This window comes from Vibrio sp. A11, assembly GCF_013048705.1.
Classification (GTDB): Bacteria; Pseudomonadota; Gammaproteobacteria; order Enterobacterales; family Vibrionaceae; genus Vibrio; species Vibrio metschnikovii.
The window spans coordinates 1-1,218 of the sequence record NZ_VHSI01000054.1; the positions used below are offsets into that span (position 1 = coordinate 1).

The window sequence follows — 1,218 nt, forward strand, 5'->3', positions numbered from 1 at the left end:
CGCGTTGGAAGTCCCTCTTGAAGCGTTTGTATGGATAATAACTAACGAATCAGGGTAAAGTGAGACCCAGACTTTAGCTGCAACTAAAGTTCTCTATCTGATAGTTCGATTGAAGTGTGGCTCCTCTATCGAGAGACCGATAACAAGAGCGAACGTCAGATAGAACTCCAAGCACCACACTCGAATAGTCTTCTGGGTCTCGAACCCGCATTTAGCAAGCAAGAGTTAGCTTATTATGAATACAAATACACTGCAAAACATTAATGTCGGCGTTGATACCGGCAAGTCACAATTAGATATCTATATCCGTCCTCTCGATATCTATTTTAATGTCTCCAATGATGAAAAAGGCATTAAACAAGCCATCAAAACCATTAAAAAGTACCACCCTGAACGTATTGTCATCGAAGCCACCGGACGCTTAGAAATGCCATTCATCTTAGCCTGCGACAACGCTAAGTTACCCTATGTCATTGCTAATCCATTACATATCAAAAAATTTTCCGGAGCCCTTGGCCAGAGAGCTAAAAATGACCGTTTAGATGCTGCTCTTATTGCTCATTACGCGGAAGCGATTAAACCGAAGCTCACACAATTAAAAAGTGAAAACATTCGTTTAATGAGTGACTTAGTGACAAGACGCAACCAGTTATTGACCATGCAAACCATGGAAAAGAACCGCGCTCAAATCATGCCTAAGACTGTTGCGTCATCGATTAAATCACTACTTACCATGCTCAAAAAACAGATAGAAAACATTGAGACTAGAATCGAAAAACTCATCGAGACATGCCCTGATTACCAAGCCAAAAATGAGCTATTACAGAGCGTACCTGGCATCGGAAAAATTGCGGCAGCCTCCATCATCAGTAACGTACCTGAGCTGGGCTACATCACCAACAAACAAGCGGCTTCATTAATCGGTGTCGCTCCCATTACTCGAGAAAGCGGTAGTTATAAAGGCAAGAGAATGATCAAAGGCGGACGCATGCAAGTCAGGACGGTTTTGTACATGGCCATGATGTCTGCAATGCAATGTAACCCTGTTTTTAAACAGCACTATCAAAAGTTATTAGCGGCAGGCAAACCTAAAAAAGTAGCGATCATTGCTTGCGTCAGAAAGATGGTAGTTATCCTAAATTCTATGCTCAGAGACGGCTGCATGTGGGATGTAAACAGCGCCAAAATTAACTCTTGACGCCATAGTCTCTTGTTATG

Annotated in this window: 1 protein-coding gene; it reads left to right on the forward strand. The window is 42.3% G+C overall.

Going from position 1 to position 1,218, the window contains the following annotated elements; genetic code table 11:
* The first annotated feature begins 235 nt into the window (after positions 1 to 235).
* Positions 236 to 1,198, forward strand: a complete 963-nt coding sequence (locus tag FKQ60_RS17245; protein WP_170906823.1) for an IS110 family transposase — start codon at positions 236 to 238, stop codon at positions 1,196 to 1,198.
* Positions 1,199 to 1,218: the final 20 nt, after the last annotated feature.

What these genes read in the sequence shown, in the direction of transcription:
- FKQ60_RS17245 (WP_170906823.1), top strand. Translation starts at nt 236, where the DNA reads ATGAATACAAATACACTGCAAAACATTAATGTCGGCGTTGATACCGGC.